Source organism: Tamlana carrageenivorans, from assembly GCF_002893765.1.
GTDB classification, from domain to species: Bacteria; Bacteroidota; Bacteroidia; order Flavobacteriales; family Flavobacteriaceae; genus Pseudotamlana; species Pseudotamlana carrageenivorans.
The window spans coordinates 1,831,157-1,847,457 of record NZ_CP025938.1; the positions used below are offsets into that span (position 1 = coordinate 1,831,157).

Annotated in this window: 18 protein-coding genes and 1 pseudogene; 12 read left to right on the forward strand and 7 right to left on the reverse strand. The window is 34.8% G+C overall.

Annotated features, from left to right (window positions below):
* Window positions 1-5: 5 nt before the first annotated feature.
* The 3 genes from istB to C1A40_RS18490 are packed head-to-tail and all read right to left on the reverse strand — an operon-like array spanning window position 6 to window position 2,338.
* Window positions 6-746, reverse strand: a complete 741-nt coding sequence (gene istB, locus C1A40_RS08185) for an IS21-like element helper ATPase IstB (protein WP_102994337.1) — start codon at window positions 744-746, stop codon at window positions 6-8.
* Window positions 747-783: 37 nt separating this feature from the next.
* Window positions 784-1,614 (reverse strand): Mu transposase domain-containing protein, encoded by an 831-nt coding sequence (locus C1A40_RS18485; protein ID WP_241910487.1) that lies wholly within the window; start codon window positions 1,612-1,614, stop codon window positions 784-786.
* 58 nt (window positions 1,615-1,672) lie between these two features.
* The gene (locus tag C1A40_RS18490) at window positions 1,673-2,338 is read right to left on the reverse strand and encodes a helix-turn-helix domain-containing protein (protein ID WP_241910488.1); all 666 of its coding nucleotides are present in this window, start codon (window positions 2,336-2,338) and stop codon (window positions 1,673-1,675) included.
* Window positions 2,339-2,623: 285 nt separating this feature from the next.
* On the opposite strand from C1A40_RS18490, the gene C1A40_RS08195 reads away from it, so the two are divergent.
* Complete coding sequence (locus tag C1A40_RS08195; protein ID WP_422395607.1) at window positions 2,624-3,586, forward strand: IS30 family transposase; 963 nt, start codon at window positions 2,624-2,626, stop codon at window positions 3,584-3,586.
* 347 nt (window positions 3,587-3,933) lie between these two features.
* Here C1A40_RS08195 and C1A40_RS08200 read toward each other — a convergent pair whose 3' ends face one another.
* Entirely contained in the window at window positions 3,934-5,127 is a 1,194-nt protein-coding gene (locus C1A40_RS08200) for an IS256 family transposase (RefSeq protein ID WP_102994202.1), read from the reverse strand.
* Window positions 5,060-5,332: pseudogene (locus C1A40_RS18780) on the reverse strand (IS1/IS1595 family N-terminal zinc-binding domain-containing protein); the annotation flags it as partial. The pseudogene C1A40_RS18780 and the gene C1A40_RS08200, both read right to left, overlap by 68 nt.
* 102 nt (window positions 5,333-5,434) lie before the next feature.
* On the opposite strand from C1A40_RS18780, the gene C1A40_RS18150 reads away from it, so the two are divergent.
* The 5 genes from C1A40_RS18150 to C1A40_RS08215 all read left to right on the forward strand — a co-directional run bounded on the left by C1A40_RS18150 (window position 5,435) and on the right by C1A40_RS08215 (window position 9,608).
* The gene (locus C1A40_RS18150; RefSeq protein ID WP_158651320.1) at window positions 5,435-5,581 is read left to right on the forward strand and encodes a hypothetical protein; all 147 of its coding nucleotides are present in this window, start codon (window positions 5,435-5,437) and stop codon (window positions 5,579-5,581) included.
* A gap of 26 nt (window positions 5,582-5,607) precedes the next feature.
* Window positions 5,608-5,778 carry a hypothetical protein gene (locus C1A40_RS18155; RefSeq protein WP_158651321.1) on the forward strand — a complete coding sequence of 57 codons (171 nt, stop codon included), beginning with the start codon at window positions 5,608-5,610 and terminating at the stop codon, window positions 5,776-5,778.
* A 142-nt stretch (window positions 5,779-5,920) separates the two neighbouring features.
* Complete coding sequence (locus C1A40_RS08205) at window positions 5,921-7,909, forward strand: tetratricopeptide repeat-containing sensor histidine kinase (RefSeq protein WP_102995479.1); 1,989 nt, start codon at window positions 5,921-5,923, stop codon at window positions 7,907-7,909.
* Window positions 7,910-7,918: 9 nt separating this feature from the next.
* A complete protein-coding gene (locus tag C1A40_RS08210; RefSeq protein ID WP_102995480.1) occupies window positions 7,919-8,593 on the forward strand; it encodes a response regulator in 675 nt (224 codons plus the stop codon).
* Between the two features lie 538 nt (window positions 8,594-9,131).
* A complete protein-coding gene (locus tag C1A40_RS08215; RefSeq protein ID WP_102995481.1) occupies window positions 9,132-9,608 on the forward strand; it encodes a hypothetical protein in 477 nt (158 codons plus the stop codon).
* 1 nt (window position 9,609) lies between these two features.
* Here the strand turns inward: C1A40_RS08215 and C1A40_RS08220 are convergent, their stop codons facing one another.
* Together C1A40_RS08220 and C1A40_RS08225 are read right to left on the reverse strand one after the other, a co-directional pair.
* Window positions 9,610-10,734, reverse strand: a complete 1,125-nt coding sequence (locus C1A40_RS08220; protein ID WP_102995482.1) for a glycosyltransferase family 2 protein — start codon at window positions 10,732-10,734, stop codon at window positions 9,610-9,612.
* Window positions 10,731-11,723, reverse strand: a complete 993-nt coding sequence (locus C1A40_RS08225; protein WP_102995483.1) for a lysylphosphatidylglycerol synthase domain-containing protein — start codon at window positions 11,721-11,723, stop codon at window positions 10,731-10,733. Before C1A40_RS08225 ends, C1A40_RS08220 begins: the two co-directional genes overlap by 4 nt.
* 8 nt (window positions 11,724-11,731) lie before the next feature.
* Between C1A40_RS08225 and C1A40_RS08230 the strand changes: the two genes are divergently transcribed.
* From C1A40_RS08230 to C1A40_RS08255, 6 genes are all read left to right on the forward strand, one after another.
* The gene (locus C1A40_RS08230) at window positions 11,732-12,370 is read left to right on the forward strand and encodes a cell envelope biogenesis protein OmpA (RefSeq protein WP_102995484.1); all 639 of its coding nucleotides are present in this window, start codon (window positions 11,732-11,734) and stop codon (window positions 12,368-12,370) included.
* Entirely contained in the window at window positions 12,370-12,954 is a 585-nt protein-coding gene (gene ruvC, locus C1A40_RS08235) for a crossover junction endodeoxyribonuclease RuvC (RefSeq protein WP_102995485.1), read from the forward strand. Before C1A40_RS08230 ends, ruvC begins: the two co-directional genes overlap by 1 nt.
* 21 nt (window positions 12,955-12,975) lie before the next feature.
* The gene (hemW, locus tag C1A40_RS08240) at window positions 12,976-14,181 is read left to right on the forward strand and encodes a radical SAM family heme chaperone HemW (RefSeq protein WP_102995486.1); all 1,206 of its coding nucleotides are present in this window, start codon (window positions 12,976-12,978) and stop codon (window positions 14,179-14,181) included.
* A 12-nt stretch (window positions 14,182-14,193) separates the two neighbouring features.
* Window positions 14,194-14,943: a cyclase family protein gene (locus tag C1A40_RS08245; protein ID WP_102995487.1), complete on the forward strand. Its 750-nt coding sequence runs from the start codon at window positions 14,194-14,196 to the stop codon at window positions 14,941-14,943.
* Between the two features lie 19 nt (window positions 14,944-14,962).
* A complete protein-coding gene (locus C1A40_RS08250) occupies window positions 14,963-15,331 on the forward strand; it encodes an MmcQ/YjbR family DNA-binding protein (RefSeq protein WP_102995488.1) in 369 nt (122 codons plus the stop codon).
* Window positions 15,332-15,449: 118 nt separating this feature from the next.
* On the forward strand, window positions 15,450-16,271 hold the full coding sequence (locus C1A40_RS08255) for a hypothetical protein (protein ID WP_158651322.1): 822 nt from the start codon (window positions 15,450-15,452) through the stop codon (window positions 16,269-16,271).
* The last annotated feature ends 30 nt before the right edge of the window (window positions 16,272-16,301 follow it).

Below are 16,301 nucleotides of genomic sequence, written 5' to 3' on the forward strand. Positions count from 1 at the left end.
TTTAATTAATACTGTTCTTTCAACTTACCTTTTCTCAAGGATTCTCCAGTAAGGTTTATCCTATGCGATGAATTTACAATACGATCTAGTATCGCATCAGCGATAGTGCTTTCGCCGATAATATCGTACCAAGCGGATACAGGTATTTGTGAAGCTACAATCGTTGCTTTTTTATCATGTCTTTCATCGATTATGTCCATAAGCGCCTCTCTGTCCTGATTGTCGAAGCTCTGTAAACCAAAATCATCAAGGATAAGCAGATCTACTTTTAATAGTTTTGCAAGTTCTTTAAGGTAAGTGCCATCTACTTTACTTAGTTTTAATCGTTTCATCAGTCTAGCAGTATTTGTGTATAGGGTTCTTTTATTCATCATACAAGCTTGATGTCCCAATGCCTGAGCTATATAACTTTTACCCACTCCAGAGGATCCTGTGATAATCAAGTTTTCCTTTTTTTGTACAAAATCTAGAGTAGCCAAACGCTCGAACATATTTCTGTCCAAGCTTCTGTTGTGCAGGTAATTAATATCTGTAAGTGTAGCTCCCTGCTTAAAGGCTGCTTGCGTTGTAAGCCTTTTTATCTTTCTATTCTGAAGGTCTTCCCATTGGTGATCGGTAAGCAATGCTAGATATTGATCTGGCGTAAGACCCTCTATTCGGTTATCACTAAGGTGGTTGTGATGGAGTTCAGCCATAGCTGTTAATCTCATTTTTCTGAGTTTTTCGATGGTGTGATTTGTATTCATATATGTATAAAATTTAAGTGATTTTTTCGTGTTGTTTTTACTTATAATTGGATGCCCCACGGATGTTCGCATGCTTGGGGATATGAGAACCTCGGTCTGTTTCTTCTTGTAGGAATAAGGAGCTTTGATCTAGATTATTCTTCAGTATGTTGGTTATCCTGTTGTAGCTTACAGCATCAGCCTGTATGGCTCTTTTGCAAGCATTATCTAACCTTTGGGAGCCATAAGACTTATGGAGTTGTATAACGCCCATAGCTCTTTTATACCCTGTTTCAGGATAATCCAACGCAGCAATAATCCGCTCGACACATGCTGCAACATAACTACCATGGACAACTGCCTTGTTCTTAAAGTATTGCGGACTCCACTGGCTGTATTGTTTATGAGAACTACTAAGGTGATCCTTGTTGGTTATGTATGCGCCTTTGGAACCGCTACGTTGGTGTATAGCTATGCGCTGTTGATTATAATACACCTCTACCATGCCTTTGGTATAGTGTAGCGTGGTTTCCTTGCCAATGTAACGATATGGAACGCTGTAGTAAGTCTTATCTGGTGAAAAATAGATATAGCCTATTTTCTGAACCTTAGCTCTTCTATATTCTTTTATCTCGTAGCGTGTACTGCTTAAGGGTTTTAGATACTCTCGTTCGACGCTTTGGAAGAGCTCCAGACGACTAGCTTCTTTGCGTTGGAATAATAGGTTGTTGTAGCGCTCTAGTAGAAGTTTTATCTCTTTGTTTAGATCTGCTAAAGAAAAAAAGGTCATTTCCCGAAGGGGATAATAAATCCGTTGATAAGCTAGATGCACCGCGTTTTCCACCAGCGCTTTATCTTGAGGGGAGTAACTACGCGTTGGATTGACCACGCAGTTGTAATGGCGGGCAAAGTCTTTAAAACTACGGTTAACCTGAGCTTCGTATCTACTAGATCTGGTAACGACTGATTTTAGATTGTCTGATACGATGGCCTTGGGTACTCCCCCCGTAGAAATGAAGGGCGTTTTCGCAACAACTTATAAAATCTTCACGCTTTTGGCTCATACAAGCCTCAACATAGGTATACTGACTGTTAGGGAGCATGGCAACAAAGACCTCTACTGGAAGTATCTCGCCTGTGATTTTGTCTACTATCTGAAGTTTTTTTCCAGCAAAGTCCACGAACATCTCTTTCCCTGCCTCGTGTTCAAGTTTCATAGATCCCTTGATCTTGGCATATTTACGATGGTAATGCTCCATGAATTGAGTGTAACTATAAGGGTCTTTAACCTTTTGACTATATTCTGTGTAGTGGTACAAAAAAGTAAATCCTGGGTGGTTCCGAGCCTTATTAATACTTTCAAAATAAAGCATCAATTCATCATAGCGTTTGTTATTTATGGTTGTATGAGATGTAAAGAGCTTTTCTAGGGTGTGGTTGTCTAGCTTTAATAACTCCTTAAAACTATAACCACTACCTTTAAATAGGTGTATATAGCTATTTATAGTGTTGCGGCAAATGCCAAGTGTGGCTCCAATTTGACGGTTACTATAACCATCTTGTTTTAAGTTGATAATTTGTTTTAGGTCCTTTGGATCAAGTGTGTTGGCCATATCGCTTTTTAGAGCAATAAGGTAATTACTTGATCTCTTAAAGTGGCACAAATCGAAACGGAAACATTGGCACAAATCAAACCGTTTTTAGCTAACTCAATTTCCGTGTGGCACAATTTAAACCGAAATCAACGGCACAGTAACTCCGAAATCACTGGCACAAATCGAACCGTGTTAGCCAATACCTCCGTATTCAAGAACTTAACGCAACAAATCTAAATTAATAGATTTGTAATTATGGTACGAAAAAAACAGGTAGACTTACCCTTAAAGAAAGAATAAAGAATACAGATTGAGACTCTTTTAACTGAAAAAAAGAATAAATCATACATCGCTATAACCATTAACAGAGCTCGATCTACGGTTACAAGAGAAGTTAATAAATGGGTGCAAACAGATAGAGATAAATACTCAGCAGAACTAGCTCATTGGTGCGCCAAAGATGATTACCTAAACAAAAGAAATATTGATAAAATATCTAAGTACCCTAGACTTCGAATTTATGTCTATAGGGGCTTATTATCACAATGGACTCCTGAACAAATTGCTGGAAGACTAAAAGAAGAATTCCCAAATGATCCTATAATGTCTATTTCTCACGAATCAATTTATAGGTACATATATGCAAAGCCTCAAGCTAGTTTAAATAAAAAACTAATTAAACTCCTCGTACGCAAAAAAACAAGACGTAGACCCTCTAAAAAAAGACGCAGAACAGGATCTAAAATATTAAACCAAGTCAGTATAGACCTAAGGCCCGAGCATATTAACCTAAGAAATGAAATCGGACACTGGAAAGGAGATTTAATGATTGGGAAGGATCAAAAATCGGCTATTGGAACTATCGTAGAACGCAAATCTAGATATACATTAATTATCAAACTAAAAGCCAGGAACTCTAAGGAAATTGCTAAAATGTTTTCTAAAGAACTTAACAAACTAGATCCCATATTCAAAAAATCTATGACCTACGATAATGGAATTGAAATGGCAAGACACGAAACAATTACCAAGAAAACAGGTATGAAAATTTACTTTGCACACCCCTATTCTTCTTGGGAAAGAGGTACCAATGAAAACACTAACGGACTCATCAGAAGGTACCTCCCAAAAGGAACAGATTTTAACAAAATTGACTTAAATACATTCATCGAAATTCAAGAAAAATTAAACAATAGACCTCGTAAAATTATTGGATTTAAAACCCCTAATGAAGTTATGATAAAAGAACTAAAAATTGTAGCTTAGACTCATACAAAAAAAAGCAACGTTTGTTGCGTTAGAACCTTGAATGCAGCACCAAAGAAGATTCTCCTTGCTGTAAGCATCCTTAAAGAGCATTAATCCAAAGCTTCTCCCCCAATATGTTGTATCCATTAAGACAATAACTTTCTTAGGTGTTATCTCTACGTCCTTTACTTGATGAAGATCTAGTTTACGTTGTATAATTCGCTTTGAACATCCATATTTCTGAGAAAGCTGTAAATAGGTCTGCTTTCCTCTGGTATATTCATCCCAAAGAGAGTCTAGAGTTTATCCAAAATTTTGTGTTTTTGAAAAATAATTTCAAAATTCATAGGTTAAAATAATATAGATTATAACCTGTTTGGAAAACAAATATACAATTGATTGTAAATTTGGCCCCATTTAAATCGTGTTTTCTTCCATTTTTTGCTGATGCTTTGAGCTGCTAAATATATGGATTTCAGTGCTGCATCATCATGAGGGAAGACTTTTTTGTTGCGTGTATATTTTCTTAAACTGGCATTAAAACTCTCAATGATATTGGTAGTATATATAAGTTTTCTAATCTCTTTTGGGTAGTTTAAAAACGCGGTCAAATTATCCCAATTGTTTTCCCAAGACTGTACGGCAGAGAGGTATTTATCTTCCCAATTTTGTTTAAAGACTTCGAAAGCCTCTAAAGCGAATTTCTCATTATCGGCTTGATAAATAGCTTTAATATCGACCATTATTGATTTACGGTCCTTATAGCTCACATATTTTAAAGAGTTTCTAATTTGATGTACGATACATATTTGACGTATACTACCTGGAAAAATAGCTTCTACAGCTTTATCTAATCCAGAGAGGTTATCCGAACACAGAAAGAAGATATCTTTTACGCCTCTAGAGCGCAGATCGTCTAAAATGGACATCCAAGCAGCTGCCTTTTCTGTCTCCACAATACTCATGCTCAAAATATCTTGTTGCCCTTCGGTATTCACCCCTAAAACTATCATACAGGCTTTAGATATTACCTTGCCTTCTTGACGTATTTTATAATGAATAGCATCTATCCAGACAATGGGATATACGTCTTCTAAAGGTCTATTCTGCCATTGTTTGATGTCTTCCAATAATTGATTGGTGATAATGGATACCTGTGATGTGGAATACTGCACTCCATAGGTACTTTCAATAAAATCAATAATATCGCTATTGCTCATACCTTTGGCGTAAAGCAGTTGAATACAATCTTCTAATTCTTGACTAATCGATTGATGTTTGGGGACAATAACAGGCTCAAAGCTCGCTTGACGATCTCTGGGGATTTTGATGCGTTGTTCGCCGTTATGAGTCTTGATAGTTTTCTCTGAGAAACCATTGCGCTGGTTGTTCTCAATTACAGAACCTCCTTTTTGAAACCCTAAGTGGGCAGTCATTTCTGCTTTTAAAAGTGATTCAATACCACGTTTAAGCAACTGTTCCTTGACCTGGTCAAAGTCCTCCTTGTTGCTGATTTTGCCGATCAAGGCGTCTAATTGTTTTTCTAAGTCTGAGTTCATAAAATAAAAATTTAAAAGTAAATTTTTTGCCTATGAATTTCAAAATCATTTTTAAACTAACTAACAGCAAAAACACAAAATAGTTTACAGTCCCAGAGTCTACTTGAATTTCTTTTCCTCCAGTAAAAACACTTTTACAATTCAAACATTTATAACGCTGTTTTTCTAATCTAACACCATATTTATGGGTTAGTAAGCTATTACAAAATTTACATTTTTTTTATTCAAAGCCTTTGATTTGCTTCAAAGCTAATAAACATAAGCTCTTCGAAAGGATTTACCAACCATTTTGTCCATTACATCAAAAATGAAAATTCTTAAAATCACCTTATTAGTAGCAGCCATTATTACTTTGTTTACTTCATGTACTAAAGAAGATTTGCATGAAGACGACAAACTCGTCGAGGAACTAACAACGACCTTAATTACAGGTGGAAATGTAGTTGAGCGTTAAAAAAAAGATTACAAATATAATATCTAATGACAATTAATAAAAACGTAAAAATGAAAATTCTTAAAATTACCTTATTAATTGCAGTCTTTATAACAATTTTTGCTTCGTGTACAGAGCAAGACCTACAAGAAGATGACATGCTTACTGATGAACCAACAACGACGTTAATCACAGGCGGAAATGTAGTTGAGCGCTAATTAGGTATTTGTAAATTTAGATGGCTTTTTATATAGGTTTGATCATCGGTTTTAGATAAATTGAAAAATTATAGATACATTTGAAGGTGTTTACCCCCTGATACTTTTGAAACGCTTTATTTTCTTTTTATTCTCGATAGTCTTGTGTGTTAATCTTTCTTTTACTCAGAATTATAGTAAAGAAAAGTTTGACAGGGTACTCTATTATTTAAGTGAGTCGAGTAATCCAGAGCATAATTTAGAGGAAAAAAAGGAACTTGTTTTAAAAGCTAAGGATTTAGCGTTTGATATGAATAGCTATTCCCTATTGTTGCAGTGTAACCAAAAACTTTTAGAATTAGATAAGGAAATGGGACATAGTGGTTCCTTTCTAAAATTGAGTCATGAAAACTTACAACTAGCAGAAAAGTTTAAAGATACGACTACCATAGCTCAAATAAATAAAAACTTAGGCTATTATTATTTTGATAAACAGGTCGATAGTGCACATTTTTATAACCATCGCGCGGAGAAATTGTTTAAACAATTAAATGATCATTATAATACGGCTGCAGTATTATTAGATATCGCTTTGCTTCAACGTGGTGCCAAGGATTATACAGGTAGTGAACTGACGTCAATTGAAGGCATCATGCTTTTAAACAAAATAAAAAAACCGACAAAAGAGGTTATTCAAAAAAAGGCATTTTTCTATAATAATTTAGGGGTGGTTTTTAATGGTTTAGAGCAATATGATAAATCTATTGAATATCAAAATAAGTCTATAGAACTCAAGTTAAGGTTAAAAGGAAATAATAAGGCGGCTATAGATTTTTCAAAAAACAACTTAGGAAACGTATTAAAAAATGCCGGACAATATGAGTTAGCATTAAAGACTTTAGGGGAAGTTCTTGAAGATGAAACTTTAGAAAATGAATCACCCGAATTTTACGCCATCGTCCTCGACAACTATGCACACACTTTATATTTGTCGAATGATAGAGACGCCTTGCCAGGTTTATATCATAAAGCCTTGAAAGCAAGCAAAGCTGCCGGTATAGATGGTTATAATTCTATAATCATTTTTCAACATTTAGCCGAATATTCTAATGATTTGGGATTGAAGGATTCCGCTAAATATTATGGTTATGAAGCCAAGCGTATTGCAGAAAAATATTATAATGACGCCCTCTTGAAATCATTATTATTACTTTCAAAAATTGAGGAAGGCGAGGTTGCTGCCAACCATTTAAGAAATTATGTGCGACTTAATGATAGCCTTCAGAAAAGTGAACGGGCTATTAGAAATAAGTTTACTAGAATTAAGTTTGAAACTAATGAGATAGAAGAGGAGAATATTAGAATAGCACGCGAGCGCATGTGGTTGTTAGTTATTTCAATTGTAGTTATTGTGGCTTCTATTTTATTATACATCATATTTACACAGCGCAATAAAAATAAGAAGTTAGAGTTTATTCAACAACAACAACAAACCAACGAAGAAATTTATAATCTTTTACTTGCTCAAAATGAAGTTGTTGAGGATGCTCGAGCTTTAGAAAAGAAACGTATTTCGGAAGAGTTACATGATGGTGTGCTAGGGAAACTTTTTGGTGCTCGTTTAAGTTTGGATAGCTTAAATACCAATACGAGTCCCGAGGCCATGAAAACAAGAAGCCAGTATATTGCTGAGCTTAAAATGATAGAAGAAGACATTAGAAAAGTCTCACATGAGTTAAATGCCGATTTTGTTTCGGGTTCTGGTTTTAGAGGTATTATTAAAACCTTAGTGGAGACCCAAACTGTAGCTTACGGACTTGAATATAAATTAGAATGGCAGTCTACTATCGATTGGGATGAGGTTTCAAATAAAATAAAAATTCATTTTTATAGAATTATTCAAGAGGCGCTCCACAATATTTATAAACATGCTAATGCAAGTAAAGTGAATCTTGTTTTTAAATTGGAAAATAATGCCGTTTGTTTAAGTATTATTGATGACGGTGTTGGATTTGATGTGAGCAGAACAAAATCTGGCATTGGCCTTAAAAACATGACCTCAAGAATAAAGGAAATACAAGGAAAAATAGACATAATTTCTAAAAAAATAGAAGGAGGAACCACGGTAAATATAGATGTCCCCATATCTTAACCCTTAAATATGACTGAAACTATTAAAATACTTATGATTGATGATCACCCCATGATTATTGAGGGGTATCAAAACACGTTGCTGTATACCAAACGCGACAATCAAGAACTAGAAATTGAAATCGCTCATAACTGCGATGAAGCGCTTAGGGCCATAAACAAGGCTGTAAAAACAGACAGGTCCTTTGATGTGTTATTCGTAGATATCAGTTTGCCAGCGTCAACTGATGGAAGTATGAATTCTGGCGAAGATTTAGCCGAATTTGCTAGAAAGGTATTGCCCCAATCCAAAATAATCATTTTAACTATGTTTAATGAGTCGTTTAGAATTCATAACATTATTAAAACGATAAATCCGGAAGGCTTGTTAATTAAAAGTGATTTAACATCTAACGAATTAGCCAACGCTTTTCAAACGGTTATGGATAATGTGCCTTTTTATAGTGCTACAGTAAATCAATTAATACGCAGAACCATTAGCAGTGATATTGTGATTGACGATAAGAATCGAAAAATACTCCACTTACTTTCACAAGGTGTTAAAACTAAAAATTTAGCCGCGCATTTAGATATTTCTTTAAGTGCTATAGAAAAGCGCAAAAAGCAACTTCGTGATCTTTTTGAAGTTGAAGATGGACAGGATGAGACCCTTCTAAATCAAGCACGTAAAAAAGGATTTGTATAAAAAGTACCGTTAAAAATAAAAATTATTACTTTTTTAGACATTATTTGTTTATTTTTAACATGTTAAAAAGCTGAAAATCAACTACTTGATCTGTTTCCGTAAGTTTGATGCGGGTTTTCCGCAGTTAGAAAAGAATCATGTTATATATCTTTGTGGTATCAACAATTCAAAAATTAATTAATCCCTCAATTTTTTAGTTGATAATAGCAATTTACATAACCCTGTGGAGGTGAGAGACCCACAGGGTTCTTCTTTTTTAAAAGTTTCCTTTTTTATAGATTACGCTTCTTTTAAAGAAATTGTGAAGTTTTAAAACCTTAGTTTTAATTAAGGTCATGATGTTTTGCGTCTCCGCAACTTTAGGTGCCTATTCTATGACACCTTTTTTTGCTTGATGACGTTGTTGCTTTGAAACTTTGTATCTCTACCGTTTTTTAAGTCCGTATTTCTATATCACAAGGCTCAGTGTATTAGGTTTTTCCCTTTTTGTCAACATAAAATCTAAAAATATTGTACTTTTCGGTTTCAGTTGTAATCCATGAAACACGCTATTGTTTTTTTATTGGTTTTAATGCTTTCGTCTTGCGAGTATTTTAAAGTAAAAAAAACATCTTCAGAAGCCATTTTAAATGAAGAGTTGAAGACTTTTAATTGGAATGATGTTGATGAATACCCTAATTTTACAGTTTGTGATGAATCGGCAAGTAAAGCTGCGCGACAAACATGTTTTCAAAACACGTTAACCCATCATATCACCAATTTTTTGCAAGATGAAGGGATTGTGGTTTCTCGAGATATTAATGATACCATTTTATTGGAATTTCAAGTGTCTAAAACAGGTGATTTATCTTTAATTAATGCCAGTGTTGATAGCTTAACCATCGATGAAATCCCAAATATTGATGATTTACTAAATCAGAGTCTAACCGGTTTGCCTAGAATTTTTCCAGCCATTAAACGTGGTCAGCAAGTCACTACAGAATTTAAGCTGCCTTTAATAATACGTGTTAATTAGCCTAGCGCTTAAAAGTTCTGCCTTTCCAGTTGTAGTTTGAAAATAAGGCCATAAATGCCACGTAAACATTAAAAAAAGGATAAAGGAAGGCGCTTACCACGAAATTTTTTAAAATAGAAGTCTGTTTAAAAAAACGAGCCGTTTTATAGAGCAGGTAAAAGTCGGTCCCGCACTTTAGTACAAAGGTTATGCTGAGGTTTTTAAATGAAAATAGACCAAACAAACTAAGTATTAGTCCAATAACGAGGAGTAGGTTTGTAGCGAATACAAGAACACCAGTAAGTTTTCCAAAACCATTTTTATAGGCTGTGGTTTTTGCAGCCCAACGCACCCGTTGTGAAATGAGTTGCTTCCAGTTTTCTTGGGCATTTGTTTTAATAATGGCCGTTTGGCATTTCAAATAGTTAACCCGATTTGCTTGCTTATCAAGGGCTTTTTCTAACAAAAACAAATCGTCGCCACTAGCAATATTCGTGTTGCCTTCAAAGCCAGAAACTTCTGTGAATAATGATTTTTTATAAGCAAAATTAGCACCATTACACAAAAAAGGCGTCTTTAGGCCAAACCCTCCAATCGTAGCACCTTGTAAACTCAAAATATCAAGACATTGAAAACGGTTTAAAAATGAACTTTTCACATGGTAAGTTACAGGGCCAGCAATGCAATAAGCACCGGTTTTTTGAATAAAAGCATCAAAGCTGTCTAACCAAAATTCTGGCAAAATACAATCGGCATCGGTGGTAATTATCCAGTCGTGATTTGACTTACTGATAGCAGAAGTTATCGCATCCTTTTTTGGGGAATTTGAGTTTCTTTCATTGGGTATTATTTTTAGATCAATGCGCTGGTCTTTAGTTAAATTATGTATCAGCTTAACGGAGTCGTCTTCCGAGGCATCGTCAACTAAAATGACTTCAAATAAGGTTTTAGGGTAGTTAAGATTGAAAATCGATGCTAATAATTGAGGCAGGTTTTTAGCTTCATTACGGAAAGGAATCACTACAGAAAACTTGGTTGCCGGTTTTTTTATTGTACCATTAAAAATTTTAATCTGACTGCAACCGTACGCTAAACTACCAATTAGGATAACATAAAGGATGAGAATGGCTGTGTATAAAAACATCATGAGTTTATCGTGTTTTTATACTTAAAGTTGAGTACGTAGTAACAGCCTATTAGGCTTGGAAGCATAAAATTAAGCAACCACATCACCATGGTAATTGATAAAATGATAAGCTCGTGAGCGCCAACAAATGCAAATAAATATACCGAAATGCTGCCTTTTATCAAGCCGTCAAAAAGTGTTATAGAAGGAATTATTGAGGTTATAAAGTACATGGAGGCAATTATGGAGAGCGCTTCAAAATAAGGCAGTTCAATTTGGAAAATTTGTAGTAAAAAATAAAATTGAAAGGAAAAAACAGCGTATCGTAAAAAGGATAATCCTAATCCGTAATAAAGTGTTTTTTTAGGAAGTCGTCTTAAAAAGCGACTCAATTTTTTAGTAGACAACTGCATGAATTTAAAATTACCCTTAAAAACAAACAAGCCAATTAAACCAGTAATAAGTGCTAGAGTAGTGATGTAAATGACTAGGTAATATGTGTTTAAAAGTGTTTTATGGCTTTGTGTAAACCACAATAAACCTATAAATCCAACAATTGTTGTTACCGTTAATTGTAAAATATTATTAATAAGATTTAGTACTACAACATGCTTTCTAAAGGCGGCTTGGTAGTACATGGCTTTGGCGCCATATTCACCAATGCGGTTAGGGGTTATTAAAGAAGCGGTGAGCGACCCTAAGCATTGTTCGCAGGCTTGATATAAAGAAATTTTTTTAAATGGACGAAGTAGCCATTGCCACTTAAAAAGCTCCAATAACCAGTTAATAAGGGTCAAAATTAACAGAAAACTTAGTGTTTTGACCGAAAAAGCATTATTTTCAGACAAAATATTGTAGAAGTCAGAAAAATGTAACGTATTATTGTGTATAATTTTCTGATAGATAAAGTAAAGCGCAGCAAGGACTATGCTTATTTTAATAAGCCTAAAAAGATACTGTTTGCTGCGGTATGAAAGTGTATGTGCTATGATGGTACAAATTAAATCAATATTACGAAATGATTGCTTATTTTAATAAAATTAAGAGTTCATGGGTGGTAGGTTTCTTATTGTTGTGTTGTAATTTATCACAAGCACAAGGCGATACGAGTACATTTAAATTGCAATTTGCAACGGGAATTAATACGCCCATGTCAAATGGTTTTGTGAGTAATTTTGAAGCGAAGCCAATTAATTTTCCAACCATTAACTTAGGGTTACAATATATGTTTAGTGAAGATTTTGGCGCTAAATTAGACTTTGGGTATAACCGGTTTTCAAACAAAAACCAGAGTCCAGCCTTTAAAATAAATTATACGCGTTTAAATTTACAATGGGTTTACGACGCCTCTGATATTATGAGATTTTCCCAACGCATGGCAACTTTTTTGCATGCAGGCCCTGGATATTCTATGATTAGACCATTGGATATTTATGGTGAAAAAAAACTGAACTACCTTAATGCCATGGGAGGCATAGAATTTCATTACGCTATTAACGACGTTTTGTCCATTTATTTGGATGGTTCTTATATCTTTGGCTTCGGAAAGGACTATAATCAGGTGTCTGATGGTTATGGTACTTTTAACGGAGATATATTAACCGTAACAATTGGGGCGTCTATTTCGCTAAGCGGTTGTTACTTTTGTAATGATTAATGCAGGAAAGAATAATTTTAGGGATTGACCCTGGAACCACCATTATGGGTTTCGGCCTTATAAAAGTGGTTGGTAAAAAGATGCACTTTTTGCAGATGAATGAGTTGGATTTGAAAAAATACGACGATCATTATATCAAGTTAAAACTTATTTTTGAACGCACCATTGAACTTATTGACACACACAATCCCGACGAAATAGCTATTGAAGCGCCTTTTTTTGGTAAAAATGTACAAAGTATGTTAAAGCTAGGTAGGGCTCAAGGCGTGGCTATGGCTGCTGGTTTAAGTCGTGAAATTCCAATTACCGAGTACTTGCCTAAAAAAATAAAAATGGCCATTACGGGAAATGGAAATGCTAGTAAAGAACAGGTTGCTAAAATGCTTCAAAGTAATTTAGGCTTAAAAACCTTGCCTAAAAACTTGGATGCTACTGATGGTTTGGCTGCGGCTGTTTGTCATTTTTATAATTCTGGACGTGTTAATGTAGATAAAAGTTATTCTGGGTGGGCAGCTTTCGTGAAGCAGAATAGTACACCGTCTTCAAAAGGGACTACAGTTATTAATCTTCGTTCTAAAAAGTAACCTTTAATAAATTGATATGGTATGAATAACTATGCTCAAACAGCACAGGGTCTATCCCATTTGAAGCGCTATAAAGGTGCTGCCATATACATTCATATTCCCTTTTGTAAACAGGCTTGTTACTATTGCGATTTTCATTTTTCTACGTCTTTAAAAAAGAAAGATGAACTATTACAATCTTTAATTATTGAATTAGAAATGCGTAAAGCGGATTTTGAAAATCTAATTATTGAAACCATATATTTTGGAGGAGGTACACCTAGTTTATTGTCTCAACAGGAAATCCAAATGTTATTAGATGCCGTTTATAAACACTATACCGTTTGTGATGACCCAGAAATTACTCTGGAGGCCAATCCAGATGATTTATCGGCATTAAAAATTAAAGCATTGTCTCAGTCGTCTGTAAACCGTTTGAGTATAGGTATTCAGTCTTTTTTTGAAGATGATTTAAAAAGCATGAATCGGGCTCATAATGCCCAAGAGGCTAGGGCGTGTTTAGAAGAAGCGACTGCTTATTTTGATAATATAACCATCGATTTAATATATGGTATTCCGAATATGAGCGTGGAAAAATGGGAGGCTAATATAGCACAAGCTTTGGAATTTGGAGTGCCGCATATTTCTAGTTATGCCCTTACGGTTGAACCTAAAACTGTCTTGGATAGTTTTGTGAAAAAAGGCGTGTTTCCACCTATCGATGAGGATTTAGCTTTGCAACATTTTAATCATTTGGTTAGGCGTACTAAAGAAGCAGGATTTGTACATTATGAAATTTCAAATTTTGGGAAACCCGATTACTTTTCTAAGCACAATACGAGTTATTGGCAAGGCAAAGCTTATTTAGGAATAGGGCCGTCGGCGCACTCCTTTCAGGGGAATGAACGCAGTTGGAATATTGCCAATAATAATAAATACATACAAAGTATCGCCATAGGTAAATTACCAAAAACAACAGAAACGCTATCTGAAATCGATCGCTTTAATGAATGTGTTATGACGGGCTTAAGAACGGTTTGGGGGGTATCGTTGTCGCAAATTGAAGATGAATTTGGGGAGCCGTTTCTTCAATATTTACGAAAACATGCAGCGTCATTTTTAAAAGATGATTTGCTGGCTATTTCAGAAGGTATTGATGAAAATGGTCAAGTCATTAAAAGCCTTGTAGCAACACAGAACGGTAAATTTTTAATTGACGGAATTGCTTCAGAACTATTTATGATTTGATTATATTTGGATATGAACGCTACAATCCAATATAATTCACGAAAACTTCAAATTAATTTAAAAAAGCCTATAGATATTTCTATACCGCTTCGTGCTTCCGAAAAAAATGTTCGGGCATGGTATGTCGATGCTCCTAGAATAGAGCCTGTTGAGGATGGTGAGTGGAAAATAGCGGTAAAAAATGGCGCTTGTATAAATTTTAATAATGTTAGTTTTAATCCGCATGCTCATGGTACACATACCGAATGTGCAGGGCATATTACCGAAAAAGTACACTCTATAAATGAACACTTAAAGGAATTTTTCTTTTTAGCAGAAGTCATTACCGTAGCGCCAGAGCGTTTAAATGGAGACTCGGTTATTTCTGAAAAGCAGATTAAATTTGCCTTAGGAAATAAGAAGCGTGACGCTGTAGTGATTCGTACGATTCCTAATACATTAGACAAGTTGTCCATGCATTATTCTCATACCAATCCGCCCTATTTGTTAGAAGATGCGGCTATTTATTTAAGAGAAAAGGGTATAAAACACCTGTTGGTAGATTTGCCAAGTGTCGATAAAGAAAAGGATGAATGTATGCTTTTAGCGCATAATGCGTTTTGGAATACCAGCGGAAAGTTACGCCTTGATGCTAGTATTACAGAGTTTATTTATGTACCTAATAAGGTTAAAGACGGCGAATATTTTTTAAATCTCCAAATTGCACCTTTTGAGAATGATGCAGCCCCTAGTAAGCCTATTTTATATGAAGTTATAGGTTGAATTTTATAGAATTTAAAGCATGGATATTGAACAAATTCGAGATTATTGTTTAAGTAAAAATGGGGTTTCTGAAGATTTTCCGTTTGATGAGCATACTTTGGTTTTTAAAGTTTTAGGCAAGATGTATGCCTTAATTTCTTTAAAAAAATGGGAACAAGGCGAGCCGGCAATCAACTTAAAGGCCGATCCCGAATACGCTTTAGAGTTACGGGCATCTCATAGTTGTATTCGGGCGGGTTACCACATGAATAAAAAGCATTGGAATACCCTTTACCTGAATGAAGGTGCCTTACAATCCGATTTTATAAAAACTTTAATCGATCATTCATACAACATGGTTGTAAAAGGTATGCCAAAAAAAATGCAAGAGAATTTAAAAAACATATGATAATGTGAATACTTTTTTGTATTTTTAACAACTTGTCTCTCAGTATATTATATTAGTAGCGTAATCCTTGCCCCAAAATCTTAAAGCCTAATTATTAACTTTAATTTTTTGCTAGATTATGAAAACTATTAAACACACCCTCACATGCATGACACTTCTGTTCATGTTTTTTTATGCCGAAACCATCTGTGCTCAGTCTGGCCAAGCACCGAAGTTTATGACAACAACTACCTTGAGTTGGAATCAAAATTTAGAACATTTAGATTTAGCCGAATGGAAAGCTATAGAAAAAGAGTATTTAGAGAAAGTCATTAAAAAAAATGAGTATATACTGGGGTCGTCCTTTTATAAGCCACAATTATCGGGAAGTAGTGGAGAGCTTGTTTTAGTAAGAGTATACGGTTCTTGGGCGGCGATTGAAAGAGCTGTAGAGCGCAATGCAGAACTAGAAAAAATAGCCTGGCCTAACGAAAAAGCGCTTAAAGATTTTAAGAGAAAGCAGCGATCGTTTTATACGCATGATCATGCCGATGAGATTTATTCTGTACTTCCAATAATGAAGCCAGTTCAAGACTGGTCTAAAGACATGGTGTGCTATGTGCGTACGAAGCATCTCAATTTCCCAGAAGATGGAAAAAAAGAAGAGGTAGAAAACATAATTAAGGAAGATTTTGAAAAATTAATCAAAGATAATGCTATAGTTAAGGGGTATTTCACCTACAGACATGCTTGGGGCGCCCATGGTAGTGAATTGAAAAACGCCTATTTTTTATCGTCTATTTCAGACTTGCAAAAACTTTTTGAAAGTGTTCCAGATTTGGAGAAAAAGGCATGGCCAACAGATCACTTACGTAAAAAGCGTGAACATATGATGAATAAATATTTTACAAATGTTTATCGAGATGACGTTTACACCTTTGTGTCAGGACTTTCTAAATAGTTTGTTTTTGTTTTCAAGCTTGCGGAAGGT

What these genes read in the sequence shown, in the direction of transcription:
- hemW (WP_102995486.1), top strand. Translation starts at nt 12,976, where the DNA reads ATGAATAACTATGCTCAAACAGCACAGGGTCTATCCCATTTGAAGCGC.
- C1A40_RS08230 (WP_102995484.1), top strand. Translation starts at nt 11,732, where the DNA reads ATGATTGCTTATTTTAATAAAATTAAGAGTTCATGGGTGGTAGGTTTC.
- C1A40_RS08210 (WP_102995480.1), top strand. Translation starts at nt 7,919, where the DNA reads ATGACTGAAACTATTAAAATACTTATGATTGATGATCACCCCATGATT.
- ruvC (WP_102995485.1), top strand. Translation starts at nt 12,370, where the DNA reads ATGCAGGAAAGAATAATTTTAGGGATTGACCCTGGAACCACCATTATG.
- istB (WP_102994337.1), bottom strand. Translation starts at nt 746, where the DNA reads ATGAATACAAATCACACCATCGAAAAACTCAGAAAAATGAGATTAACA.
- C1A40_RS08215 (WP_102995481.1), top strand. Translation starts at nt 9,132, where the DNA reads ATGAAACACGCTATTGTTTTTTTATTGGTTTTAATGCTTTCGTCTTGC.
- C1A40_RS18155 (WP_158651321.1), top strand. Translation starts at nt 5,608, where the DNA reads ATGACAATTAATAAAAACGTAAAAATGAAAATTCTTAAAATTACCTTA.
- C1A40_RS08200 (WP_102994202.1), bottom strand. Translation starts at nt 5,127, where the DNA reads ATGAACTCAGACTTAGAAAAACAATTAGACGCCTTGATCGGCAAAATC.
- C1A40_RS18150 (WP_158651320.1), top strand. Translation starts at nt 5,435, where the DNA reads ATGAAAATTCTTAAAATCACCTTATTAGTAGCAGCCATTATTACTTTG.
- C1A40_RS18490 (WP_241910488.1), bottom strand. Translation starts at nt 2,338, where the DNA reads ATGGCCAACACACTTGATCCAAAGGACCTAAAACAAATTATCAACTTA.
- C1A40_RS08250 (WP_102995488.1), top strand. Translation starts at nt 14,963, where the DNA reads ATGGATATTGAACAAATTCGAGATTATTGTTTAAGTAAAAATGGGGTT.
- C1A40_RS08245 (WP_102995487.1), top strand. Translation starts at nt 14,194, where the DNA reads ATGAACGCTACAATCCAATATAATTCACGAAAACTTCAAATTAATTTA.
- C1A40_RS08220 (WP_102995482.1), bottom strand. Translation starts at nt 10,734, where the DNA reads ATGATGTTTTTATACACAGCCATTCTCATCCTTTATGTTATCCTAATT.
- C1A40_RS08255 (WP_158651322.1), top strand. Translation starts at nt 15,450, where the DNA reads ATGAAAACTATTAAACACACCCTCACATGCATGACACTTCTGTTCATG.